This is a genomic window from Geobacter sp. OR-1, assembly GCF_000813145.1.
In the GTDB taxonomy this organism is placed as follows: domain Bacteria; phylum Desulfobacterota; class Desulfuromonadia; order Geobacterales; family DSM-12255; genus Geoanaerobacter.
Genome location: NZ_BAZF01000006.1, coordinates 210,510 through 234,387, shown reverse-complemented (window position 1 = coordinate 234,387; position 23,878 = coordinate 210,510). Strand labels below are relative to the sequence as shown.

Annotated in this window: 18 protein-coding genes and 1 riboswitch; of the genes, 17 read left to right on the top strand and 1 reads right to left on the bottom strand. The window is 53.3% G+C overall.

The window, feature by feature from the left end; translation table 11 throughout:
* Positions 1–41 precede the first annotated feature (41 nt).
* From OR1_RS08550 to OR1_RS08540, 3 genes are read left to right on the top strand one after another with little or no spacing between them, the layout of a single operon-like run.
* Positions 42–500 carry a hypothetical protein gene (locus tag OR1_RS08550; RefSeq protein WP_152609846.1) on the top strand — a complete coding sequence of 153 codons (459 nt, stop codon included), beginning with the start codon at positions 42–44 and terminating at the stop codon, positions 498–500.
* Positions 500–2,182, top strand: coding sequence for a hypothetical protein (locus tag OR1_RS08545; RefSeq protein ID WP_041971270.1), 1,683 nt, complete (start codon positions 500–502; stop codon positions 2,180–2,182). Before OR1_RS08550 ends, OR1_RS08545 begins: the two co-directional genes overlap by 1 nt.
* Positions 2,183–2,194: 12 nt before the next feature.
* The gene (locus OR1_RS08540; RefSeq protein ID WP_041971269.1) at positions 2,195–5,044 is read left to right on the top strand and encodes a caspase family protein; all 2,850 of its coding nucleotides are present in this window, start codon (positions 2,195–2,197) and stop codon (positions 5,042–5,044) included.
* A 34-nt stretch (positions 5,045–5,078) separates the two neighbouring features.
* On the opposite strand, the gene tkt is transcribed toward OR1_RS08540, so the two are convergent.
* Positions 5,079–7,160: a transketolase gene (gene tkt / locus OR1_RS08535; RefSeq protein WP_041971268.1), complete on the bottom strand. Its 2,082-nt coding sequence runs from the start codon at positions 7,158–7,160 to the stop codon at positions 5,079–5,081.
* Positions 7,161–7,626: 466 nt separating this feature from the next.
* Between tkt and OR1_RS08525 the strand changes: the two genes are divergently transcribed.
* The 14 genes from OR1_RS08525 to OR1_RS20720 all read left to right on the top strand — a co-directional run bounded on the left by OR1_RS08525 (position 7,627) and on the right by OR1_RS20720 (position 23,858).
* Complete coding sequence (locus OR1_RS08525) at positions 7,627–8,286, top strand: cation transporter (protein WP_041971266.1); 660 nt, start codon at positions 7,627–7,629, stop codon at positions 8,284–8,286.
* Positions 8,287–8,537: 251 nt separating this feature from the next.
* Entirely contained in the window at positions 8,538–9,083 is a 546-nt protein-coding gene (locus OR1_RS08520; RefSeq protein ID WP_041971265.1) for a DUF1697 domain-containing protein, read from the top strand.
* Positions 9,084–9,125: 42 nt separating this feature from the next.
* Positions 9,126–9,371: a helix-turn-helix domain-containing protein gene (locus OR1_RS08515; RefSeq protein WP_202812038.1), complete on the top strand. Its 246-nt coding sequence runs from the start codon at positions 9,126–9,128 to the stop codon at positions 9,369–9,371.
* Between the two features lie 122 nt (positions 9,372–9,493).
* On the top strand, positions 9,494–10,189 hold the full coding sequence (locus OR1_RS08510) for a YafY family protein (RefSeq protein ID WP_041971263.1): 696 nt from the start codon (positions 9,494–9,496) through the stop codon (positions 10,187–10,189).
* 102 nt (positions 10,190–10,291) lie between these two features.
* Positions 10,292–10,732, top strand: coding sequence for a glyoxalase/bleomycin resistance/extradiol dioxygenase family protein (locus OR1_RS08505; RefSeq protein ID WP_041971261.1), 441 nt, complete (start codon positions 10,292–10,294; stop codon positions 10,730–10,732).
* Positions 10,733–10,831: 99 nt separating this feature from the next.
* Positions 10,832–11,170 carry a YopX family protein gene (locus tag OR1_RS08500; RefSeq protein WP_052440346.1) on the top strand — a complete coding sequence of 113 codons (339 nt, stop codon included), beginning with the start codon at positions 10,832–10,834 and terminating at the stop codon, positions 11,168–11,170.
* Positions 11,171–11,222: 52 nt separating this feature from the next.
* Positions 11,223–11,912 (top strand): transglycosylase domain-containing protein, encoded by a 690-nt coding sequence (locus OR1_RS20725; protein WP_160295230.1) that lies wholly within the window; start codon positions 11,223–11,225, stop codon positions 11,910–11,912.
* Between the two features lie 89 nt (positions 11,913–12,001).
* Positions 12,002–12,790, top strand: a complete 789-nt coding sequence (gene blaOXA / locus OR1_RS08490) for a class D beta-lactamase (RefSeq protein ID WP_041971260.1) — start codon at positions 12,002–12,004, stop codon at positions 12,788–12,790.
* Positions 12,791–12,930: 140 nt separating this feature from the next.
* On the top strand, positions 12,931–13,395 hold the full coding sequence (locus tag OR1_RS08485; RefSeq protein ID WP_041971258.1) for a pyridoxamine 5'-phosphate oxidase family protein: 465 nt from the start codon (positions 12,931–12,933) through the stop codon (positions 13,393–13,395).
* A 142-nt stretch (positions 13,396–13,537) separates the two neighbouring features.
* A riboswitch (cyclic di-GMP riboswitch) is annotated at positions 13,538–13,624 on the top strand.
* Between the two features lie 110 nt (positions 13,625–13,734).
* On the top strand, positions 13,735–15,336 hold the full coding sequence (locus tag OR1_RS08480) for a ShlB/FhaC/HecB family hemolysin secretion/activation protein (protein ID WP_052440344.1): 1,602 nt from the start codon (positions 13,735–13,737) through the stop codon (positions 15,334–15,336).
* Between the two features lies 1 nt (position 15,337).
* Positions 15,338–19,909 carry an S-layer family protein gene (locus tag OR1_RS08475; RefSeq protein ID WP_041971257.1) on the top strand — a complete coding sequence of 1,524 codons (4,572 nt, stop codon included), beginning with the start codon at positions 15,338–15,340 and terminating at the stop codon, positions 19,907–19,909.
* A gap of 18 nt (positions 19,910–19,927) precedes the next feature.
* Positions 19,928–22,216, top strand: a complete 2,289-nt coding sequence (locus tag OR1_RS08470) for a CHAT domain-containing protein (protein WP_052440343.1) — start codon at positions 19,928–19,930, stop codon at positions 22,214–22,216.
* 59 nt (positions 22,217–22,275) lie between these two features.
* On the top strand, positions 22,276–22,632 hold the full coding sequence (locus tag OR1_RS08465) for a hypothetical protein (protein WP_041971256.1): 357 nt from the start codon (positions 22,276–22,278) through the stop codon (positions 22,630–22,632).
* Positions 22,629–23,858 carry a DUF4384 domain-containing protein gene (locus OR1_RS20720; protein ID WP_052440342.1) on the top strand — a complete coding sequence of 410 codons (1,230 nt, stop codon included), beginning with the start codon at positions 22,629–22,631 and terminating at the stop codon, positions 23,856–23,858. Before OR1_RS08465 ends, OR1_RS20720 begins: the two co-directional genes overlap by 4 nt.
* The last annotated feature ends 20 nt before the right edge of the window (positions 23,859–23,878 follow it).

The following is a 23,878-nucleotide window of genomic DNA, read 5'->3' as shown; positions in this document are numbered from 1 at the left end:
TATTCATCGTATCAGAATCAGTGGAAAAGGAGATTCAGACCATGAAACGCATAATCATAACCATTGGTATCCTGATTTCCCTGGCAGGAATTGCCTATGCCGTTGACCTGATCAAAGAGGAGCCGGTAGATCTTTTGACTCCTGAGGAGGGGGCCATGGCCGAGGCCAAGTCGTTTGGCTATACCGCCGACCTGCCGAAGAGCGGCCCGGCCATCAAGGTGCTGGCCCCGGACACTGGCAAGGAGCAGCAGTCGCCATTCAGGCTGTCCGTGAAATTCGTCCCCAAACCGGGGAGTTCGGTCGATCCGGCCAGCCTCAAGGTTGAGGCTCTTAAGTTCGTCACCCTGGATCTGACCAACAGGGTCAAGCCGTATGTAACCCCCGAGGGGATCAACATGGAGCAGGCCAAGATCCCGAGCGGTAACCATAAGCTGCGTGTTACCATCGGCGACGGCAAGGGGGGGATCACCCAGGAGATTTTCAGCGTCAGGGTGCAGTAATGATTCACAGATCCCGGCATATATCGACATGGCTGCCGTTGCTGCTGGTTCTGTTGGCATCTGTGCCTGCGTTTGCCGTCGAATCGCTGCCGGTCTCGCATCCGACTTTTCAGCAGGTCAAACGGATCTACGATACCATCGCCAACTCCTTTGGCACCGGCCGCCGGCCGCCGCGGTTATTGGTTGTGCCCGGAACGGTCCGGCCCGGCTTTGCCGTGGCCATTTCCGATGCCGGGAGCGAGGGGGGTATCGGTATTCCCGGCAGTACACTGGTCGAAGGATATATTGCCATTGAGGAACGGGCGGTGGAACTGATGGGACGGCTCGGTCCGGATCGGGACAACGGCATTGCCTTCCTGCTCGGTCATGAGCTGACCCATTACTACATGCGCCATGGCTGGGTGGGTGATTTCGGCAACGCCTTTGTCTCTACCGACATGGGAAAGCAGATGATCAAGGCCGCCACCTATGAGGATGCGGTCAAGCGGGAGACAGAGGCCGATTACTTCGGTGGCTTCTACAGCTTTCTAGCAGGCTATGACACACTCAGCGTCGGTCCCCGGGTACTGGATGCGCTTTACGCCGAATACCGGATTCCGGACAAGATCGACAATTACCCCTCCCGCAACGAACGCAAGGCTATCACCGAGCGGAGCGCTGCAGATCTGGCGCGGCTCATACCGCTATTCGACACCTCCACCCGGCTTCTGGTGGCGGGTAAATACGAAGATGCGGGCCGTCTCTTGAGCCATCTGGCATCTATCTTTCCGAGCCGGGAGATCTGCACCAATGCCGGGGTCGCCTATGCCCAGGCTGCCGTGGCGCTGTTTCGGCCGGGGAGTGTGAAGTATGCCTATCCATTCGAGTTCGATGCCGATACCAGGTTGAAAGGAAATCGGCTCAAGACCCGCGGAATCGATGATCAGGCCGAAAAACGCAGCCAGCTCCTGCTGACGGCTCAGGAGTGGTTCGAGCAGGCGATCCGCCAGGACAAACGGTATGCCACGGCCTATGTGAATCTGGCCTCGGTGCAGAGCCTCCTGGGCGACAACGATCAGGCGGTGGTGACTGCCAAAAAGGGGCTGGAACTGGCCCGCGCGTCCGATGAACCGGCCACTGCCGCCAATGCCCTGGCAGTACGCGGAATTGCACTGGCCTTGACCGGCGACATTGAGGGCGCTAAGGCCGATTTCATTGCGGCGGAGAAGGGTAATCAGCCGTTTGGCGGCGCAAACCTGGCTGTACTGAAGGGCAACTTCCCGACGGTCGCACCACCCGGCGCCGAACTGCCCGGCGGGAAAGAGACCATTGCCGGCATTTCTCCCTGGGACGGCCTGCCGAAAGACAGGGAGACCAGGACTTATACCCTTCATGCCACCGCTGCGGGGCAGCAGTCGATCTCCATCCTCTCCCGAACCGGTCAGGGGTGGGATGCCGCCGTAGTGCTGAGCGGCAACAGGCAGACAGCCATTGTCGCTACCCTGGCGGGATACCCCGGAGTTACGGCACGGGGGATAGCTATTGGCAGCCCGGCTGCGCAACTGTTGGAGAAGTACGGTAGTGCAACCCGCATAATTTCGAGCCGCCAGGGTATCTGGCATCTGTATGCAAAGTCCGGCATCGCCTTTCTGGTGAACGGTGACGCCAGGGTCGGCGGCTGGCTGCTTATGGCAGCGAATTGAACCGAGGATTACATGCAACGGGTGCTCATTATTCTATTACTAGTCTTTTCCACCGGTGCCTGGGGGGCGGAACCGCAGCAGCCGGTCCTGCGTCTGGAGACCGGCATGCACACGGCTTTGGTGCGACGTCTGGCAACCGATGCCTCAGGCCGCTGGCTGGTGTCGGCCTCGGATGACAAGACGGTTCGGGTGTGGGATCTGGAGGACGGAAACGGGTTGCTCCCGGCGAAGATCCTGCGTCCACCCATAGGTAAGGGGCACGAGGGGAAGATCTATGGCGTGGCATTGTCGCCCGATGGCCGTACGGTTGCCTGCGGCGGCTGGACCGGCTGGGAACAGGAGAAAAAGGCAAGCATATACCTTTTCGACCGTTCTTCCGGAGAGCTGACCAAACGGCTCTCCGGGTTTCCCAACATCGTCAAGGGGCTGGCGTTTTCTTCCGATGGCCGTTACCTGGCCGTCATAATGGGGGCTGGCAAGGGAGTGGCAATACTGCGCACCGCTGACTGGCAGCCGGTGGCGCTGGATTCCGACTATGGCGACGATGCCTATGGGGTGACGTTTGACAATTCCGGACGTCTTGCCACGTCTGCCTGGGACGGGTTCGTAAGGCTGTATGACCGGGAGTTCCGGCTGGTTGCCAAAAAGAGGTTCGCCAATATCGCCCGGCCGTACGATCTAGCCTTTTCTCCGGACGGAGGCCGGTTGGCCGTGGGTAACAGCGATACGCCTCATGTTGCGGTGCTGTCCGGTCTGGATCTTTCGCTCCTGATCGAGCCGGATACCAAAGGGTTGGGGAGCGGGGCGCTGGTCAGCGTGGCTTGGTCTCCGGACGGCGGCACGCTCTATGGTGCCGGCAGTTGCCGCTCTTCGGGATCATTCCTTGTTCGCACCTGGGCCGATGGCGGCAAAGGGAGAGGTGTCGATCTGCCTCTTGCCGGGAGCAGTATCCAGCATCTATTGGCACTGGCCGACGGCAGCATTGCCTATGCGGCCGCCAGCCCTGAGTTGGGGGTTGCCGGGCCGGGGGGTAAGGTGAAGTATCGGTTGTCGCCGGCCTTCGCTGATTTTCGTGAGGGGCGGAGCGACCTGCGGGTGAGTGTAGATGGTGCCACTGTGCAGTTTCGCGGGGCTGACGGGGGGATGAGACTCTTTTCGCTGCGGGATCGTATCCTGACCAAGCTTCCGGAGCGGTCTCCCCAACTGTTGCTGCCGGTTGCCGCTGCCGGGGGGCTTGAGGTGAGTGACTGGCAGGACAGCACTGAGCCGAAGTTGAATGCCAGGAAGCTGAGGCTGGATCAGTTTGAAGTGAGCCGCAGCATGGCCGTTGCCGGACAGGGCGCGGCACTGCTGCTCGGCACCGATTGGACGCTACGCTGCTTTGACCGTGCCGGAAAGGAGCAGTGGCAAGTCTCGGCACCCGGAACGGTATGGAGCGTGAACAGCTCCGCAACCGGCCTTGTGACTGCAGCCATGGGTGACGGCACTATCCGCTGGTACCGCCTTCAGGATGGCAGGGAACTGCTGGCGCTCTTCCCGCATGCCGATGGCCGCCGCTGGGTGCTCTGGACGCCGTCCGGCTATTATGACGCCGCACCCGGCGCTGAAGAACTGGTTGGCTGGCATCTGAACGCAGGTAGCGATAAAGCGGCGGATTTCTTCGGGGTGGCCCGCTTTCGCGCCGATTATTACCGGCCCGACGTTGTGGCGGTTATCCTTGAGTTAAAGGACGAACAGGCAGCGCTGAACGCTGCGAACGGCAGAGGGGGAGCCCGCCAGAAGAGCCGGAGCGTGCAGAAACTGCTGCCGCCGGTGGCTGTGATCGTGTCGCCCGAGAACCTGAGCCTGCTTGATGGTGAAGAGGCGCTCTTGACCGTGGTGGTGCGCTCGCCTTCCGGCGAACCGGTCACCGGACTGAAGGTGCTGGCAGGCGGCAGACCGGCAGCGGCAAGGATCGAGGTGGTTGCCGGTCAACCCGACAAACGGCTAGTGCATGTCCGAGTGGGGGAGGGGGATGCCGAACTGGCCGTCATTGCCGAGAACCGCAACGGCGCGGGCGAGCCGGCCATCATCCATCTGCGGCGGGCAACAGTCGCTGCGCAGGATGACGGTTTTTCCATCCAGCCAAAGCTCTACATGCTGGCCGTAGGGGTTGGCGCCTATCCGGACAAGGATTTGCAGCTCGCTTTTGCTGCCAAGGATGCCCGTGATTTTGCCGTGGAGTTCATGAAACAGAAAGGAGGGTTGTACCGCGACGTGACCATCAAAGTGATCACCGATAGCTCCGCCACCCGCGAGGCGGTGCTGGACGGGCTGGAATGGTTGCAACGGCAGGCTACGGCCAAGGATGTTGCCATATTGTTTCTCGCCGGACATGGGGTCACCGATCCGAACGGCGTCTACTACTATCTGCCTGTCAATGCCGATCTTGCCAAGTTGAAGAGCACCGGTATCATCTTTACCGAGATCAGGAACTCTCTCATGGCGCTTGCCGGTAAGGCCCTGCTTTTTGTGGACACCTGCCATTCCGGTAATGTCATGGGGAGCCGCCGGGCAGTTGCCGACATCAACGCCGTGGTGAACGAACTGGCCTCTGCCGAGATCGGCACCGTGGTCTTTGCGTCGTCCACCGGGCGCCAGTATTCGCTGGAAGACGAGTCCTGGGGCAACGGCGCCTTCACCAAGGCGTTGCTAGAAGGGGTGTCCGGAAAGGCCGACTTTACCGGCAAGGGGCGGATCACCATAAACATGCTCGATCTCTATCTGGCCGAACGGGTCAAGGAGCTGACCGACGGGAGGCAGACGCCGACCACGGCCAAGCCGCAGACGGTGCCGGATTTCCCCATAGCAGTAGTGAGGTGACCAGCCAGGAAAGTTTTGGGCTCCATCAATATCCTTACGTCTGTCGCCCCAGCAGTGCGAGCGCCCGCTGGCAAACATTCTCCACGCTGAAGCCGTTTTCACGAAGCACGATCTCTCCCGGCGCCGAAGCGCCGAACTGCTCGATACCGAGAATATCACCGCTGTCTCCTACGTAGCGATGCCAGCCGAGCGGAGAACCCGCTTCGATGGCCAACCGCTTCGTCACCTGCGGCGGGAGAACCGAGTCGCGGTATTCCTGACTCTGCCGATCAAAGAACAACCAGCAAGGCATTGACACAACTCGGGCCCGGATATCCTGCCGGACGAGTTCCTCCTGGGCAGCCACTGCCAGATGTAGTTCTGAGCCGGTGGCAATCAGTATGAGGTCTGGTGTTCCTCCAGCTGCATCGGCAACAACATATCCCCCTCGCATAAGCTCTGCTGCCGAGGCATAACGATCCCGGTCCAGAGTCGGGATGTTTTGGCGGGAGAGAATGAGCGCAACCGGTCCGGGGCTCTCAAGCGCTGCCTGCCAGGCTACAGCGGTTTCGTTGGCATCGCCTGGACGGATAACTGGGAGGTTGGGTATGGCTCTGAGGCCGGCAAGGTGTTCAATCGGCTGGTGGGTGGGGCCGTCTTCACCGATCCCGATGCTGTCATGGGTGAATATGTGGATGACATGCAGCCCCATAAGCGCCGCCAACCGCAGCGACGGACGGAGGTAATCGGAAAACGTGAAAAAGGTGGCACCAAAAGGGATGACCCCTCCATGTGCAGCCATGCCGTTAAGGGCTGCAGCCATGGCGTGCTCGCGAACGCCGAAATGGAAGTTGCGCCCGCTGTAGCCCCATTCTCCGCCAACAATCCCCTGCCGGTCGGCGAGCGGTATTTCGGAACCTTCGAAATCCCCCATCCCTTTGAGAGCGGTATTGGTCGACGGGTTGAGGTCTGCTGAACCGCCAACCAGAGCGGGAAGGCGGGGGGCAATGGCATTCAATATTTTCCCCGAGGCAACACGGCTTGCCATCCCTTTTGGGTCAGCTGGAAAGGAAGGCATATCTGCGTCCCACCCTTCCGGGAGGCCCCCTGCCATCGCAAGTTGCAGCTCACGGGCAAGTTCCGGGTACTCGCGTGCATAGCCGGACAGTAATGTGTTCCATCTTTCCTCAACTTCTTTGCCTTGTGCGACTGCCTGTCGAAAATGATTCAGCGCCTCATCGGGAATGAAAAAAGCAGGTTCAACCGGCCATCCCAGGTTTTCCTTGGTGAGGCGTACTTCTTCCTCTCCCAGTGGTGAGCCGTGCGCCTCGAACGAGTCCTGCTTGTGCGGGGAGCCAAAGCCGATATGGGTCCGGACGATTATGAGCGAGGGCTTGTCCGCAGTGGACCGCGCGGTGTCAAGGGCGCTATGGATTGCTTCCAGGTCATTGCCGTCTGACACCGTCTGCACGTGCCATCCATAGGCGGCAAATCTCTGGGCGCGGTCCTCGGTGAAGCTCAGGTCGGTTGCCGCTGCAAGGGTAATTCGGTTGTCGTCGTAGAGATAGATCAGCTTGCCTAGCTGCAGGTGGCCGGCAAGCGAGGCCGCCTCTGCTGCAACCCCTTCCATCAGGTCACCATCGCTGACTATCCCGTAAGTGAAGTGATCGATGATATCGAATCCGGGGCGATTGTAACGGGCTGCAAGGTGCGCTTCAGCCATAGCCATTCCCACACCGTTGCCGAATCCCTGGCCGAGAGGTCCGGTGGTTACCTCTACTCCGGGAGTATGGCCCCGTTCCGGATGACCGGGGGTTCGGCTCTGCCTTTGCCGGAATTGTTTGATCTCCTCCAGCGGCAGATCGTAGCCGGTAAGGTGGAGAAGGCCGTAGAGGAGCATCGATGCATGGCCCGCGGAAAGAACGAAGCGGTCACGGTTGAACCAGCCGGGGTTTGCCGGGTTGTGGTTAAGGAAACGGTTCCAGAGGATATAAGCCATGGGAGCCGCACCCATAGGCATTCCAGGGTGACCGCTGTTGGCCTTCTGCACGGCATCTATGCAGAGAAAGCGGATGGTGTTGATGGAGAGAAAATCTACATTTGACGAAGTGAAAAGGCGCGGTGAGTCATCCTTCATAGTATCTCCTATAACGTTGGCTTCTTTCACAGCACTTGCAAAGATTCAGCATCAATCATGCCTTTCTCAGCGAATTAATCTGTTCAATATTTTAAGGCAATTACAGCCCTTTTTGTTAAATTCGGCTATGGTGTTCTTCTGTAGCATTTGCTGTCGATTCCAGCAGAGTCAGCGCATAATATGCTGATGTTGCGATTCTATTTCGGCATAAAGCGATGTGTATGTCGCAACAAATGTTGCGACTTTAGATTCTCCTGCCACGTGCGCCTGCTTAAATATTCCCTGTACAATCAAAGCATTGCGCTGCCCAGGCGCTTGTCGGGCAGAAGGCGTTGGCGATTTCCGGCAGTAAGTGATATTACCGTCACAGGAGAAAATGTTGTTCTTTACCTGACAGCAGTATTGCCACATAATTTTCTTATCTTTTCTCAATATTAGAGGTTCGATATACATAAGGGATTACAACATGTTTTGTCATAAAATGCTCCGGCTGCAACATCTGTACAGAACCGCTGCTTTGCTGGCACTGATCACTATTTTCTACAATATCGCCGAAGGCGTCATTTCCGTCTGGTTTGGTGCCGAGGATGAAACGATCTCTTTGTTCGGTTTCGGTCTCGACTCCTTTGTTGAAGTGATCTCCGGCATCGGCATCTGGCACATGGTTCGCCGTTTGGGGAAAGGTGATCTTGAGGATCGTGATCCCTTCGAAAGAAAGGCTTTGCGCATTACCGGAGGATCATTCTATCTTCTTGCCGGCGGTATGATGCTGACTGCCGGAGTTTCCATCCTGCAGAACCATAAACCGGTCACAACCGTTTGGGGCATCATTGTATCCGTGGTATCGATCATCGCCATGAGGATGCTGATCCACTACAAGGTCAAGGTGGGCACTGCCCTCAACTCGCCAGCCATTCTGGCCGATGCCGCCTGCACCCGTACCTGCCTGCAACTCTCCGTGGCTCTTTTGCTCGCCAGTATCGGCTACACCCTCACCGGTATCGGCTATCTGGATGCCATCGGCTCGCTGATTATTGCCGCACTTTCCGTACGCGAGGGGAGAGAAGCTTTTCAGAAGGCCAACGGACTTGCCTGTTCATGTTCCTGCTCCTGTTCCGGATCATAACAAAAGCACACCTTGCCAATTCGGCAGCCAAGGACGCTACGCAGGATACATCGACTACCTGGCGCAACTATAGCCGTTCATCGATGTTCTCCTGCCGTTCGTCGAAAACGGCGTGACCCATTCCGTTTGCTATACTACATAGAAAGGGTTTTCTTTTGCCGGCGACAGGGACAGCTGCCTTGAACCGATCAGATCTGGCTTGACGCAGTCAGCCCGGCCTGACGGTTCATTCGTTTATGGGAGGCCAAGCGATGATCGCAGCGACGGAAAGAAATAGCTACGTAATTCTTTTGCGCGGGGTGATGCCGACCGGCCGCAACCGGGTTCCGATGGCGCAGTTGCGTACTGCGCTCATCGAAGCCGGCCTGGTCGGCGTACGGACCTACATCCAGAGCGGCAACGTAGTCGCCGCTGCCAGCTGCGATGCCGCCACTCTGGAGCAGCTTGTTCACGACACCATCAGGGAGAAGATCGGCGCGGAGATAGCAGTAATAGTCCGCACCCCTGAGGAGTTCCGACGTATCCTGGCGTACAACCCTTTTGCCGATGCCGACAATTCGAAGCTCTATTTTACCTTGTTCCAGACGCCGCCTGATCCGGCGCGTCTCCGGGAGCTTCTTGCCATCGACTGCGGCCCCGACGCCATTCGGGTTACCGACTATGCGCTCTATACGCTCTATGCCACCAGGCACAGCGACTCCCGGTTCACCAACAATTTTTTCGAGAGCCGGCTGAAGGTAAAGGCGACGACGCGCAATTTCAACACAATATCGAAACTCGTTGACTGGTGCGACTGATTCGGCAATCAGTGGTGGATTGCCACCAAAATTGAGATCTCGATGGTAGAACTAAAGTGGCGCGTGGTCGCCATGCAACAGCAATCGACAAAGGAGGATAATGTTATGGCAGACAAGGAATCGATCATTCTGGGAGTATTGACTACGGCGGGCAAACCGCTCAAGGCGGGAGACATCGCCGAGGCAGCAGGGCTGGACAAGGCAGAGGTGGCCAAGATCCTGGCCGCGCTGAAGAAACAGGGAAAGGTCGGTTCGCCGAAGATGTGCTTCTACGAACCGGCACAATGAGTACCGACGCATGGACCCTAACCGCATTCGGGTGGAGCAGGTGGTGCACCGAGTGTCAGCAGGCACCAGGTGATGCGGAAAGCGGATCAAACGTCAGCACGCATCATGAGTAAAGACCCGTCATGAACAAGGCCGAACGACTGTTTCAGCTGGTGATGCTGCTCCGCTCCCGGCGCACCGCCATGACGGCGGAGGCGATTGCGACCACCATGGGTGTTTCGGTCCGCACCGTCTACCGGGACGTGCAGTCTCTCACCCTCTCCGGGGTGCCGGTGGAGGGTGAGCCGGGGGTGGGTTACCTGCTCCATCCCGGCAATCACCTGCCGCCACTCATCTTCACCCCTGACGAGCTGCAGGCACTGATCGTCGGGAGCCGCATGGTACAGGCGTTTACCGATCCTGAGCTGGCGCAGGGGGCGCGCAGTGCGGAATTAAAAATAAGGTCCATCCTGACGGAGCCGCTGCAGAGGCATGCAGAACAGCAACCGTACCGGATTCCGGTGCTGGAGAGGGACGACAGGCTGCGCGAGGTCCATGGCAAACTGCGCCGGGCCTGCGAGAACCGGCAGAAGATCCGGGCGGTCTATCTGGATGAAAAGCAGGAGAAGACCGAGAGAATTGTCTGGCCGTTGGGGATCGTCGGCTGGTCCGGAAAATGGACCCTGCTGGCCTGGTGCGAGCTGCGCAGCGCCTATCGGAACTTTCGCTTTGACCGTTTTGAGGCGCTGGAACCGCTGGAAGAGAACTTTAAGCCAACGGACAATATCAGCATTGCCCACTATCTGCAGAGTGTTGTCGGCATGCGCGATCCGGGTTAGCTGAAACAGCCCGACACTACTGACAGGTTCTGACAGTGTTTTTCCGTAGTGTGGTATTTGAGAGCTGATGCTCGACAAATCAATCGCAAAGGAGAAATGAAGATGAGCGTGAAACCGATTCCCGAAGGATACCACACCGTAACCCCCTTTCTGACAGTCGCTGGCGCCGTAGAGTTGATCGAATTCCTGAAGCAGGCGTTTGATGCCCGCGAGAAGGAGCGGATCATGATGCCAAATGGTGCCCTTGCCCATGCCGAAGTATGGATCGGCGACTCTATTATCATGCTGGGCGAACCGATGGGAGGAGATTGCGTACCAATGCCGGGCGCATTTTATCTGTACGTGAATGACATGGATACTGTCTACCATCGCGCCCTGGAGGCCGGAGCGGCGTCCACGATGGCGCCGGCCGACCAGTTCTGGGGCGACCGATTGGCCGCGGTAAAAGACCGGTTCGGCAACATATGGAACCTGGCGACACATGTAGAGGATGTATCGGCGGAGGAGCTGCAGAGGCGGATGGCGGCGCGCTTCGCGTCGTAAGAATTAACGTTTGCGCTGAATAGTAACGGCATCGTGTCTCCAGTAGTCATTTCCGGACGCTGGAGACACGATGTTTCCGGGCAAAGGAAGATATGGACCATGAGAGAATTCAAGTTCAGGGCCTGGGGGGCAAACAGCAGGTGCATGTGGCCGTGGGAAGAAATAATGGAACTGTCAATACGCTCTCTTGCCGGAGAAGTAGGGGATTTTCGGTATATGCAGTTCACCGGGTTTGCGGATATGCATGGCACGGAAATCTATGAAGGGGATATCGTGAAGACGGCCAGGGACGGCCGGCAAGTTGTCTGTGAAGTGCGATGGGGAAGGGACTGTGCCGGGTTTGTTCTGCATCGGGACAATCATGGCATATATGGGAGCCTTTCGGGTTCCGGTACACAGTCCCTTGAAGTAATCGGCCATATCTACGAAGCGGCTTAATACGCTTGTCACTGACAATAAAGCGATCACGAACATGAATATTGGTAATGCCATGAAACGTACGGCCATAGCCGGACTTCTAATCGCAATAATCATTGTTGCGTACTATGCCGCAGCGATCTATGAAGCACGAAACTTCACTGTTACCTCAGTAGTGCCCGGAGAAAGCAGTGCGCAATATCCGCTTGAGGTCTCGTCTCTTACGCCGCGGCAACTGGAGATCCTTTTGAAGGTGGAAGACCCCCGCTTCTTCGAGCATGGCGGAGTAGACTTCTCTACCCCCGGAGCCGGGATTACCACCATCACCCAGGGGCTGGTAAAACATCTCTACTTCGAGAAATTCACTCCCGGCTTTGCCAAGATCAAGCAGACGCTGATAGCCGCCTATGCGCTCGACCCCTTGATGTCAAAGCAGAGTCAATTGCGAAGATTCATCAATACGGCGTATCTCGGCCCGAAGGTGCAAGGTTTCGAACAGGCGGCTAATGTCTACTTTCACAAGCCATTTACGGAGCTCAACGAAGACGAGTATATCGCCATCGTGGCCATGATCATCGCACCAGAAGTCTTCGACATCGTGAAGCATCCTGCACGCAACCAGGAGCGGGTGACACGCATCAAACGGCTGGTACGCGGTGAGTACACGCCTCGCGGCTTATGCGACTTATATTACGGGCCGCTAGATGCGGAGGCGCAAAAGAACGTGCCACCGTTATCGTACTTCTCGTCCTACTACCAGTAAAAACATTCTTCCCGGAGGGCAATCGATGGGCACACCGGCGAACAGCCCCATTCATTGAACGGCACCTTGCTTTGTGAAAGGAAAACGCCATGATCCGCATATTCCCAATCCTTGCCCTTCTCATGCTTACGCTTGCCTCCTCCGCCTTTGCCGAGGATGCGGACATTGCCCGGCTATTTAAGGAAAAAAGCGTCCAGGGAACGATGGTCATTTCATCCCTGGATGGGGCCATCACGTACCGTCACAACGACGAAAACGCTGTTGCCCGGATGCTGCCTGCCTCTACCTTCAAGATACCCAACACCCTGATTGCGCTTGAGGAGGGAATCCTTGCCGATGAGAAGCAGGTCTGGAAATGGGATGGCACTGACAGGGGTGTGGCGGCTTGGAACAAGGATCAGACGCTGGAAAGCGCCTTCAAGTCTTCGTGTATCTGGTGCTACCAGGAATTGGCCCGGCGGGTGGGGACGGAACGCTACAACGCGTGGCTGACTAAACTGCAGTATGGCAATAGCCAAGCCTATCCGCAGGTGGATAACTTCTGGCTGGAAGGTGATTTACGGATCAGCGCCGTGGAGCATATTACCTTTCTGAAGCGAGTGTACCGCCGGGAGTTTCCTTTCAAGGCCACCTCCTACGAACTGCTCAAGAAACTGATGGTCATCGAACAGACCCCCATCTACACCCTGCGGGCCAAGACAGGCTGGGCAGGTTTCGGCATTTCGACGGCGCCGCAGATCGGCTGGTATGTCGGATATGTGGAAACAATAAAAGGCGTCTGGTTCTTTGCCATGAACATGAACATTACTACACCGGCAGATGCCGGGTTGCGGCAAAAACTTGTGATGGAGGCGTTGAAGGTAAAGGGAATTATTTGAAAAAATCTTCTTGCCCCTGAGATGAGTGTCAATGTTGTACGTTTGTTCCGGGTAAATGGAATGAGAATAGCCATTCCCGCAGTAACTGCCAGCGGTCGTTTGAGCTGGGGCCAGACTTGCCGGGAGAGGGAGCGAGTAAAATGAGCCATGAACTTCGCCGCAAAGATCGGGGAATAAGCGAATCTGAAGCAAGGGCATTGCTGGAATGTGGTGAATTTGGGGTGCTCTCCACCGTTTCACCCGATGGAGCGCCCTACGGCGTACCGCTCAGCTATTGTGTCATCGACAATGCGGTCTATTTCCACTGTGCCATGGAAGGACACAAGCTGGAAAACATCGCGGCCGACAACCGGGTGTCGTTCTGCGTTGTAGGAGCGACCGAGGTTTTGCCGGACAAGTTTTCCACCCGCTATGAGAGTGTCATTGTCTCAGGACGGGCTAAAGAGGTATTTGATGCCGAGAAGCAGAGAGGGCTGGAGGGGTTAGTGGTAAAGTATTCCTCTGATTTTCGCGAGTCCGGGCTTCGATATATCGATTCGGACGGCAAATGCACCCGGGTATTCAGGATCACGATCGATGCCGTCTCTGGCAAGGCGCGGAGATAACCCAGACGAGGATGGGAAATGTTCACCGGCTGTATTTGAACGTCAATTCTATCAATAACAAATGCCGCTTGACTAAATTGCTGTCCACTCTTGCCGACCGATGTCAGTATTGACAAATTGTTATTACTAAATATAGTTTATTAAAATTTATTGCCAAACCCTGGGAAACCTGGGGACGGAAAGCCACGGGACTAACTCCTAAAATCACCCAGTCAGCCGGGTTGCTGGAAGTCTTCTCCGAAAGGAGACCTTCAAGCGGCTCGGTTTTTTGTTTTCTAGTGAAACATGTGAGTTCAAGGAAATAAAACAATATGGATTCGATCCACTTGGGAGTGCGTTGTGAATCGATATATTCTCATTGCTCTCATCTATCTCCTTGTTGCCATTTGCAGTACAACTGTGTCCGCCACCGGCATTACCCAGAGTGATGAGGCTTCATCTGGCGCCAAACTCTCCACAATTTCAAATGTATTTGTAAACCAGTTTACCTTTACCGGAAACAAAGCGGTTCCAGCTGAGGAACTTGCCACAGTATCCGGAAAATACACCGGAAGAAAATTGAGCATTGAACAGATAGAGGAGCTTCGCCAGGAACTCATCTATCTATATGTCAAAAAGGGCTTTATAAACTCCGGAGTAATTCTCCCGGATCAGCAGGTGGAAAACGGCATAATCAATTTCAGAGTGATCGAAGGCAGACTTGCCGGCATACAGATATCCGGCCTGAAACATTTCCGCGAAAGTTACATCAGCAACAGATTGAGGAATGGATCATCGGAACCCCTCAATTTGAATTCATTGCAGGAGGCACTGCAATTACTCCAGCAGGATCAGCGGATCAGGAGGATCAATGCTGATCTGCAGCCGGGTAATACTCTGGGAGAAGCAGAGCTGAACGTTGAAATTGAGGAGTCATCCCCCTATCGTATGTCGCTTCGCTTCAACAACGACGCTGCACCCAGCACCGGAGAACTTCGGGGAGACCTATCGCTCGCCCATCTTAATCTTCTGGGGTTCGGAGATACTTTGGCAGCGGATATCGGTATCACCGAGGGCGCTCTGGATTTTGGCACCAGTTATTCAATCCCCGTCTCTACTTACGATTCGACCCTTTCCCTGTACTATCGCCGCAACGAGAGCACCGTAACTGAAGAATTATACCAGGATATGGATATCAAGAGCCGTTCCGAGACGTACGGTCTGAAACTGCGTCACCCTGTGAACAGAACAGCCAACAAAGAGATCGCTCTATCCGTGGCTGGTGAATTCCGCGAAAGCCATTCATGGTTGCTGGGCCGACCGTTTTCATTTTCGCCGGGAGAGCATGACGGTGTGGCAAGGGTCAGTGTGCTTCGGATTGGGCAGGAATTTCTGCACAGGGACAGCAGCAGTATCCTGGCCATAAATTCGACAATCAATATCGGTATCGCAACTCTTGGGTCCACTACCAATGTGAATGAGCCAGACAGCCGCTTTTTTTCCTGGTTGGGGCAGTTCTTGTTTCTGAGCCGGGTCGGGCAGACACCAGTGCAGTTGATGCTCAGAACAAATGCCCAGATGGCCGCTGAAAGCCTGCTTTCTATCGAGCGGTTCGGCCTGGGGGGGATGAACAGTGTACGCGGGTACCGGAATAATGCGCTTGTTCGGGATAATGGGGTCAACAGTTCCATCGAGCTGCGAATCCCCCTGTTGCAGGATGAAAATGGATGGGGGACGATTCAGGCCATTCCTTTTGTTGACTACGGGTGGGGGTGGAATGCCGATTATGAAACGCCGCAACCCGATACCATTGTGGGGGTCGGTGGCGGGGTGGGATGGAGTATCAGGAATCGCATTCTCCTCGAGGTTTATTACGGCTACGGGGTAAACAAGGTTCATGTGAACAGCAGAGAGTTATCCGATCAAGGGGTACATTTTCAGCTGAAAGCGGAGGTGTTCTGATATGAGCGCTAACGGGTTCCGCAAAGCCAGTATCATCGCCTTTTTTTTACTGTTACCTACGATTATTACTCTGAAATTCGCGGTGGCAGGAATAGTGACGGATGGCAGCATGGGGAGAAGCACCCCACTGACAGGCCCAAATTATGCCATCACCGCGGATCTTGGCAGGCAGCATGGCGGCAACCTCTTTCACAGCTTCTCCCAGTTCAATCTAGTGAAAAACGATATTGCGACGTTTTCCGGTCCGGCTTCCGTAACCAATATCATCAGCCGGGTCACCGGCGGATCGGCATCCTCAATTGATGGCACCATCCGATCGACCATTCCCGGTGCCAACCTATATATCGTGAACCCCTCTGGCATTATGTTCGGCCCAAACGCCAGCCTCGATGTCACCGGTTCGTTCCATGCGACCACCGCAGATTACCTGAAACTCGGGATTGACGGCCGGTTTGATGCCCGTAACCCACAGGCCTCACTGCTGACATCGGCGCCGCCGTCGGCGTTCGGATTTGTTACGACCACGCCGGCACCGATTACTGTCACTGACAGCTTGTTGGGAGTGTTGGAAGGGCAAACACTTAGCCTGATCGGCGGTGACCTTACCTTAACTAATTCAGTAGATTACTCGCTTCTTTGGGCTCCAGGAGGTGGGGTGAATCTTGCTGCGGTCGGCTCTTCAGGAGAACTAGCACTAACCACTTCCGGGATTGATGTCTCCAACTTCAATAAAATGGGGGCAATCTCAATTATCAGAACTGCCACGGATCGTAATTATTACGACATTGCGACCAATAGCGATCGTTCCGGCGGGGGAAGCATCTTTATCTCTGGAGGACAATTTTTTGCCGATAATGCCTGGATAGCATCAAATACTGAGGGGAGCGATGGAGGCAAGGACATAGTCATAACTGCAAGTGAACTCGTGGAATTGAAAAACAACACTGCCGTTTATTCAAATACTTATTCAGGTTCCATAGGAGGGTCCATATTTATTGCCTCTCCTCTTGTTGTGCTGGATTCATCAAGCTTGGGGTCATTTGCCTATGGTTCCGGTAATGCAGGCAATATCCGAATAAATGGTGAGAGCGTGTCACTGATTGGGAAGGCTGACATAAGTAGTGGGACATTCTCTGTTGGCTATGGAGGCTCGTTGTCAATCAAGGCCAAAGATTACGTATTACTTTCTGAAGGAAGTGTAATTTCTGTTTCATCGGAGGCAGGTACTGGCAACGCAGGAACTGCTTTCATTGAGACCACTGAATTGTATGTTGATGGTAGTGAAGCGAGAATTTTAGGTGAAACAAAATCAGAAGGTGTTGGTGGATCTTTGGTAATTAAGTCCAGCGATTTTGTCAACCTGACAAGAGGAGGTCGTATTTCTGTTTCTGCAACTGGGAAGGGCGACTCCGGCACTGCTTCAATCGAGACTGACAAATTGAATGTGTTTGGTAACTTCTTGTATTTATCAGGCATATCCAGTGAGACTTCATCGGTAGGCAAAGGTGGCACCTTGTCGATTAAGGCAACCGACTCTGTCAACCTAACAAATGGAGGTTTTATATCGGTTGCAACTACTGGCAAAGGGAATGCAGGCACCGCAAGCATCGAAACAGGGAATTTATCAATTGGGATGTTTTCGAAAATATCGTCTGAATCCAGATCACAAGGTGATGGGGGAACGTTATCAATCAATAGTGCAGGCTCCATATCACTGTCTTATGAAGGGACAGTTTTCTCCAGTGCTTATGCCGCGGGCAAGGGAGGTGACCTTGCAGTCAAGACTGCCGATTCAATAACCCTGGCTAATGGTGGACAAATTAACGTTTCAGCAGAAACGGGCACCGGTAACGCGGGGACTACAACAATAGAAACTTCACAATTGAATGTGAATGGGCGGTTCATAAATTCTTCAAGTATATTCTGCGGAACTTCTTCTGAGGGCAAAGGAGGAGATTTGTCAATAAAGGCCGCCGACTCTGTAAATCTAACAAATGGAGGGACTATTTCAGTTTCAGCAGTTGGAAGCAGTGGCAACGCAGGCACCGCAAAAATAGAGACCTCCAGTTTGAATATCGATGGTGACGGTTCGAATATATTCGGGAATACACTTTCGAACGGGGTAGGAGGGAGTTTGTTAATTAAAGCAAGCGATTCTATTAATTTGATTAACGGAGGCGGTATTGCAGTCTCAGCCAATGCTGGCAGTGGCAATGCTGGCAACGCCGCAATCGAGGCCACCAGATTGAATATTGATGGTTATGGATCGGGAATAAAGGCTTGTACATCGACAAGCGGTAAAGGAGGAGATTTGTCGATCAAGACCAGCGATTCCGTGAATGTGACTAACATGGGAGATATCTCAGTAATAGCCAATGCTGGCAGTGGTAATGCTGGTGTCGCTACCATTGAAACCGCCACATTGAACCTTGATGGCTTTGGCTCACTTAGTGCGTTTACATGGTCAAGCGGGATGGGCGGTTTTTTGTCGGTCAAAGCAAGTAATGCCGTAAACCTGACAAATATGGGGGCGATCACTGTTTCAACATCTGATGGCAGCGGTAACGCCGGCAGTGTTTCAATCGAGACCACCAATCTAAATGTGGATCGCTCGATAATATCAGGGACGACATACGCAACGGGGGATGGTGGGAGCTTGCTTATCAAAGCTCATAATTCCATTAATCTGGCTAATGGAGGGAAAATCTATGTGGCAGCGTCGGCAGGGAGCGGAAAGTCGGGGAGTGCCTCTATTGGATCAGCTCGATTAAACGTGGATGGTGTTAATTCGAGCATATCCTGTGTGACAAAGTCAGAAGGTGACGGAGGCACCTTGTCAATAAAGGCCGCTGATTCCATAACTCTAAAGAATGAGGGTTCAATATATTCCTCAGCTGATAAAGGAAGTGGGAATGCCGGTAATGCTACGATTGAAACCACAACGTTAACTATAGATAGCGATGCCCTTATTACCGCGGGTACAGCAACTTCCGGCAGGGGAGGGAACTTGACAATTAAGGCAAGCGATTCCATGACCCTGACTAATGGTGGAATGCTTACAGTTTCTGCGCTAAAGGGAAGCAGTGGGAACTCTGGGACTGCTACGATTGAGACTGCCAGACTTAACCTTGATGGCACTTCGCTAATCATGGGTTCAACGTTTTCCTCAGGAACAGGCGGTACCTTGTCAATCAAGGCGTCCGATTCAATTAACCTGACAAATGAAAGCTCCATTGATGTTTCAGCTATATCAGGGAGCGGTGCCGCAGGCTTCGCAACAATTGAAACTGGCAATTTGAACGTCGGTTCTCGTTCGGTCATATCTGGTGCGACATTGACATCAGGCAAAGGAGCAAATTTGATAATCAGAGCCCTCGACTCCATAAATCTGAATGGTGGAGGGAAATTATTTGTTTCAGCTGCGGAGGGTAGTGGCGACGGTGGTACTGCATCCATTGAAACTACCAGGCTGAACCTTGATAACGCTGCTATCAACGGTGACACCTGGTCAGCCGGCAAAGGGGGTACATTGTCAATCAGAGCCAGCGATTCCGTGAACATGTCCAATGGCGCGAATATTTCCGTTTCCAATTCTGCTGAAAGTACTGGTGCTCCAGGAGCAGTAACATTAGAGACCCGAAGATTAAATGTAGATGGAAAGGGCACTTATATATCCAGCATCACGTTCACAGGCTCCACGGGTGGGGCATTAGCAATCAAAGCTGCTGAGTTTGTAAACTTGACTAATGGGGGAGTCATTTCTACTCAAGCTGCTGCAGGAAGTGGCGATGGAGGCACTGCGATTATTGAAGCCGCCCAGCTGAAAGTGGCTGGCGCGTCACGAATAACCGGCACAACGTTGTCAGCCGGCAAAGGCGGCACCTTGAAAGTCAATGTTTCAGATATGGCCCTTATTACGGATAACGCAAGTATAATCGCCTCAGCAGCTGCAGGCAGCAGTGGCGAGGGAGGAGATATTCATCTGACTGCTGGCAAGCTGATTATTGGTAATAACGGAGCCATCGCATCCGAGAGCAACGGCACAGGCCGTGCCGGTGACATCAACATTGTCGCAGGATCGCAGGTAACGATGGACAACAGTTCGATTACGACCGCAACAGTTAATGCCGACGGCGGAAACATCTTCATCGATCCGCGATTGGTTGACCTGCGTAACTCAAGGATTACTACGTCGGTCAACGGCGGGACCGGCAATGGTGGGAATATCGATCTGGCCGCCCGGAATCTGGTGCTCGATCAAAGTAGTATCATTGCCAACGCCGAGGGGGGGAACGGCGGCAACATCAACCTGGATACTCCCTCCCTGATCAAGTCCCAGACCGGCAGCGTCATCAGCGCCTCATCACGCCTTGGCTTGCAAGGCACCATTCTCATCAGCTCTCCGATTGCCGATCTCGGCGCTACGCTTGCCGATATGCCGGATACTATCATCGATATCAGCTCTCTTGCCCCAAAACGGTGTGCCTCTAGGGACGAAGAGATCAGCAGCTTCACTGTTCAGGAAAGCGCCGGTGCCGCCCCCAATCCTGATCGCCCGATTGTCACTCAGTAAGAAAGTGAGGTGACAACCATGAGCCGTGGAATCGTTATTCGCCTCTTTCTGGTGCTATGCCTGGCCCTGATGACTGTACCGGCAACGGTTTCATCCGCCTTCGCCGAACAACCATCGGCTCCCTCTCTCTTTGTGCCAGCCTCAGACGATAAGATTGCAGGACAGATTGACGGAAAGATTTCGCTGGCCAGGCAACTGGCGCGACAGGGAATGGCTGACCGGGCAATACAGGAGCTTGACACATTGATACCGCAGGTCAGGGCTAAGGGGACGCTGCATCAGTTGATGGAGGCGCTCAATCTGTACGGCTCTCTCTATATCCCATTCCCTCATTCTGTTGATCAAGGGACCATGGCAACGAACAACAAGGTACGGTCGTTGAGACTATTGCCCCCAGACAGAGGGAAGAACAGCCTGAGCGAAGCCCTGGAGATTGCCCGTCGTGAAGGTGATCTTGTTATGGCGGCCTCAATACTCAATAATATCGGTACACTGCACTGGACACGCACCAAGTACAAAGAAGCATCTCATCACTATCGTGAGAGTGTGCGACTGGCGAGACAGACGGGAGACAAGGAGCTGCTTGGCGCAGCGCTCGCCAACCAGGGGCGGCTTTATGTCAGTGCCGGATCTTATGTTGAGGCGGTGAAGAGTCTTGAGGAATCAGGCCAGATATGGCTGGATCGGCCCGATTCTACGGCAAAGGGAGAAGCCCTTATCGGCATCGGTCAGAGTTTCAGGCGGCTGGCAGGAAGTTTTGGTAACAACGGTTCGGCGTATCGCAAACATGCAGTGTCTGCTCTGTCCGAAGCTGCCCGTTCGGCTCGCTCAAGCAACGATTCGAGGCTCATGTCATATTCAGCAGGATACCTGGGAGGATTGGTCGATGAGAATGGCGAACGGGACAAGGCGCTGGTCTTGACTCGCGAGGCCCTTTTCCATGCCCAAATGATCAACTCTCCTGAGCTTCTTTGCCTGTGGCAGTGGCAGTTGGGAAGAATCCTGAATGACTCCGGTGAAAAAGATGCATCGATAGCGGCTTACCGAATGGCGGTTCGTTCACTCCAGGCACTCCGCCGGAGTATAAAACCCGAAGCCTTTTACTCGGCTGTTTCCTTCAGAGAGATGGTGGAACCGGTATATCTGGGGTTTATCGAGTTGTTGTTGAACAGGAGCCGTGTTGACGCTGAACCGGCAGAGAGGGAACGGCTCCTGAGAGAGGTCCAGATCACGGTTGAAAACCTGCGTACCGAAGAACTCCAGGACTATTTCAAGGACAACTGCCTCGGCGACCTGCGAGGTATGGGACAAGGCCAGCAACCCGGTCCCACAGCGGTAATCTACCTGATTTCAATGCCGACACGACTGGAAATTCTCATGAATCTCCCTTCAGGTCCCCAGCACTTTACGACAGACGTCACTGCCGAACAGATCAGCTTACAGGCCAGAGAGCTCACGACTTTAGTTTCATCATCTTCTTCCGGCAATTACCTGCATCTTGCAAATAAGCTTTACACACTGATAATCCGCCCGATAGAAGAAGTACTGAAACAGCAAAAGATCGAACATCTGGTATTCGTTCCTGACGGCATCCTCAGGACGGTTCCCATGGCAGTGCTCCATGACGGGAAACAGTTTCTTATTTCACGCTACACGATCTCCACAACCCAGGGGCTGCAGTTGATCAATCAGGCCCCCCGAACCTACTCTGAGCATCAGGAGATTCTTTTAGCCGGCATCAGTAAGTCAATAAACGATTTCCCGGCACTCCCGAGCGTGCAGGACGAGGTGACGGGGATTCAGTCTCTCTTCAGAGGCAAAACCCTCCTGAATGAATCCTTTGTAAAAGATTCCCTGGAAAAAGAATTTGAACAGAAACCGTATTCATATGTACATCTCGCAACACATGGCGAGTTTGCCGGTGACATGCATAACATGTTCATATTGGCCTGGGACGGCCTAATAACCTTCGAGCAGTTTGACAAGTTCATCCGGCCGACCCGATACCGCAACGAACCCATTGAACTGCTGACGCTGAGCGCCTGCAAGACTGCTGCTGGAGATGACCGGGCAGTGCTCGGGCTCGCGGGTATAGCAGTCAAGGCAGGAGCGAAGAGCACTTTGGCAACGCTCTGGGAGATTTCTGATGAAGTCACAGCACAATTGGTGCAGAAATTCTACAACTACCTGAAGCAGCCAAGAACAAGCAAGGCTTCGGCACTGCAAAAGGCCCAGATGGAGATCATGCAGAGTCACAGCCACCCCTATTACTGGTCGCCGTTTTTGTTGATAGGTAATTGGTTGTAGAAAGCAGCATTTTCGGTAACTTGCCGGTCAGATTCTAGACATTTATAAGGGGAATAGTTATGAGTAACGATACTATAAAGTTGTTAATCAAGGCTATAACGGCGTTGTTAATAGTTTGTATTATTGCATATTTAGCTCTTAAGAAACCAACTAAAGCTGCTATTGATATGAGAAATAAAAGCATTACGTTTGACACATCAGAAGCTAACAAATCAAATAAACCAATTGAAAAAAATTCATCAGTTAATGCTAATCAGAAAATCGATAAAATTGAAGGCAATGTTACAGGTATTAATGCGAAAGATTTAGATTCAACTGATGAACAAACGAAATACAACGTCAATCAAGAGATAAAAACCGTTAAAGGCAATGTAACTGGTGTTGATCTTAGCAAAACAAAGGAGGTTAATAAATGAAATGGTATGTGATATTAACTATATTACTTTCACCAGTACATGCTCGTGCTATTGAAAACGTAACTGTAAAGCAGATCGTTGAAAAATGCGTACAAAAGGCTGATACACCTTGCGTGGTTGGTGTTGATAAGCGAACAATAACTGTTAATAACATTAAATATAATATATATAAAAAGACCATCAAAGAGTTAGAGCAATTTTTTGCCGATAATAATACAAAATTTGAAGAAAAAGCCATAGAACGTTTTGAGGTAATTCGCAGCGGATTTTCACATCTTGAAGTTGAGATTGGTGGAGTGAAAGAGGATACAGCAATTATAAGGGAATCTGTGCAATACCTCAAAGAATCGTTGGAGCCTTATTTCTTGGGTAAAAACCTTGGAGATATTGTTAAAAGCAAGAGAGTTGTTGCCACAGGAACTGGGTGCGCTGGCCATAATCTTTCTTTGGAGCAGGCCGTTCAGTTTGCGCGGAGAGACGCGGTCACAATAGCAAAGAAAGAAGCAGTTTCTCGAGTTTCAGCCTTCTTTACAGCCGACAACACTGGTAGAGGAAAAATAAGTGGCAAGAATGTGGAACAGGCTATTTCAGCGACTGTGGAAGTAGTTGGCGATATTGTATACTCTGAGCCGCTCAGCGATGCCAGTGGAATTTGTTTAACAGCTTCTTTTTCTGCTCTGGTAAGCGTAGATGCTAACGTATTGAAAGACATGTCGGCAGGACCATCCTTCAACGCTGATCCTAATGCGTTCCTCAACGTACGGGTCTGGACCGATAAGCATGAGTACTACCATGGTGAAAAGCTGAAAATATATGTTATGGCAAATAAGGATTTTTATTTGGACTTGCTTTATGTTGATGCCGGAATGAGAAAAATTAAGGTTATTCCCAATCAGTACCGTACCGATACGCGCTTCAAAGGTGGGCAGGTACATGAAATCCCTGTTGACGAGAAGGAGTTTACTATTGAAGTGGATTGCGAAGAAGGCAAATGCGGTCAGGAAACTCTGGTGGCTACGGCCTCAACGCACAAGATCCTGTACGATCCTGATACCAGCGGTGCCCCAATTGCAGGTACAAATATTTCAGAATACAAAGGTGATGTGAGGAAACGAAGCATTAAGATCCTGGCGGGCTCGTCATCGAATGTTAAAGATATTCAGAGTCTCGCTTCTTCTTATCAAGAAACAGCACAATCAACTTTGGTGTTGTATACAAGAAAGTGAAGTGGTTGCGGATTTTGAAC